The following is a 1,983-nucleotide window of genomic DNA, read 5'->3' on the forward strand; positions in this document are numbered from 1 at the left end:
CCTCCCGTCCCCCCCCCCCCCCGGCCCCGGAGGGCGGCCCCCAGGCCGCGGGGGGGGGGGGCCCCCCCCCCCCCCCCGCGTCCCCGCCGTCCTCCGGCCCCGTGGCGCTGCAGGGACGATCGGCTGGACGGTGAGCGTGGACCCACCAGCGCCCGGGAAAGCTCGCCGTACGCCACGAAGCCGTCGTCCGCATCGCTGCGATCAACCAGTGGCTCAACGCCTCATGAAACTCGGCCGCCAGGCCTGGGCGATGGCAAGTCCCTGGTCGTCGAGCTCGGCCGCCAGGCCGAAAGTCGCGTAGACGTCGGGGTCCTGGAAGACGGAGTTCCGGTTGATGCCCTCGCCGGTGACGGTGAAGATCTGGAGCGTGTGCAGGTTGTACCCGTCGCCGACGCGCCGATAGGCGGCGAAGCCGGGCTGGCCGCCGTTGGCCGCGACCTCCTGGAGGAGCCAGTCCGTCCCTGCCGCCCCGAATACCCATTCCATGAACAGGCCGTAGTTGCCGCGGCCGGAGAACCAGTTGAGCATCGGCGGCATCTCCATGACCACGTCCTCGGTGAGCAGCCGCTTGAGGCCCTCGACGTCGGCCAGCTCGAACGCCTTCATGTAGCGTTCGACCCAGGCGCGCTGCCCGGCCGCAGACGGCTCGCTGACCTGTTCCTGCCGGATCCCGGCCTCCTTGACGCGGGTACGCGCCCGCTGCAGGGAACTGTTCACCGACACGACGGTGGTGCCGAGGATCTCCGCTGTTTCGGACGCGGAGAAGCTGAGCACGTCACGCAGGATCAGCGCACCGCGCTGACGCGCCGACAGGTGCTGGAGGGCGGAGACGAACGCCAGGCGCAGGCTGCTGCGGTCGGCCACGGCCCCAGCCGGATCGCCCGCCTCCAGCAGCGAGTCCGGCAAGGGCTGGAGCCAGGCGACGTGCTCTCCCCGGACGAGCGGCCCGAGCGGATTCGACGCGGCCACCAGCCCCGAGGGCAGCGGCCGGCGACCGTGGACCTCCAGTGCGGTCAGGCAGGCGTTGGTTGCGATCCGGTAGAGCCAGGTGCGCAGTGAGCTGCGGGTGTCGTCGTACTGCTCCCGCGCCCGCCACGCCCTCAGGTAGGCGTCCTGGACCAGGTCCTCTGCGTCGTGAGCCGAGCCGAGCATCCGGTAGCAGTACGCCAGCAGCTCCGTCCGGAACGGTTCGATCCGGCGATCGAAGCCTTCCTTCCCCGTCATCACGCCATGCTCCATCAGATCGTCTCGCGCGGTCAGCAACGCCCGGCCATGACATACATCCCCGATTCTGGATCAACAGTGCTGTTCCTGAACGTCGCTCGTAGGTAGGGGTGCCGGTACGAAAGGCACACCAAGGGAGCCGGGGAAGGGTTCACTGCGCGGGCGCCAGTACCGGGCTGTTGTGATAGGCGGCGATCAGCCACTGGCCGTCCCGCTTCTCGAAGACCCAGGTCGCGTTCACCTGACGTACGTCGTCTGGGACCTCGCTCTCGCCGGGGAGCAGGATGGCGGATCGGCTGATGACGATCGCGCCGTCCCTGCCGACGAAGCGGATGCCGAGCTGCTTGTTGCAGGTGGAGCTGCCCCTGAGCGGCCCCTCGAAGGCCAGGGCCATGCTCTGACGGATCACCTCACGGCTGTCGCGCAGCGAGCCGGGCATGATGGCGGTCGCGTCAGCGGTGTAGTCGGCGACCAAGCCGTCGGCGTCGCCTGCCTCCCACGCCTTGTAGGAGTCAACCAGTACGGCCTGGATGGCGGCCACGTCTGCCGCACGACTGTTCGACATGTGCTTCTCCCTTGTGATCGGGTTCGCCCGGGGTACTCCGGCGAGCTCGTGAGTACATACCGGCGGCGGGGTCGAAACTCATCGCGGCGGTTGAGAAACCGGCCTTCCGGGCGGCGGGGGGCCGGCCGGGCCGGAGGGGGCCCGCCCCCCCCCGGCGGCCGGGCACAGCCCCCCCCCCGCGCCCGGGCGCCGGA

Annotated in this window: 2 protein-coding genes; both read right to left on the reverse strand. The window is 70.4% G+C overall.

The window, feature by feature from the left end:
- Positions 1-213: 213 nt before the first annotated feature.
- A complete protein-coding gene (locus ACIBG4_RS36840; protein ID WP_397206450.1) occupies positions 214-1,239 on the reverse strand; it encodes a sigma-70 family RNA polymerase sigma factor in 1,026 nt (341 codons plus the stop codon).
- A gap of 136 nt (positions 1,240-1,375) precedes the next feature.
- The gene (locus ACIBG4_RS36845) at positions 1,376-1,789 is read right to left on the reverse strand and encodes an SgcJ/EcaC family oxidoreductase (RefSeq protein ID WP_397206452.1); all 414 of its coding nucleotides are present in this window, start codon (positions 1,787-1,789) and stop codon (positions 1,376-1,378) included.
- Positions 1,790-1,983 lie beyond the last annotated feature (194 nt).

The organism is Nonomuraea sp. NPDC050383, from assembly GCF_044459125.1.
In the GTDB taxonomy this organism is placed as follows: domain Bacteria; phylum Actinomycetota; class Actinomycetes; order Streptosporangiales; family Streptosporangiaceae; genus Nonomuraea.

Bases quoted from the DNA above. Each gene is read 5' to 3' on its own strand.
- ACIBG4_RS36840 (WP_397206450.1), bottom strand. From the start codon at position 1,239: ATGGAGCATGGCGTGATGACGGGGAAGGAAGGCTTCGATCGCCGGATC.
- ACIBG4_RS36845 (WP_397206452.1), bottom strand. From the start codon at position 1,789: ATGTCGAACAGTCGTGCGGCAGACGTGGCCGCCATCCAGGCCGTACTG.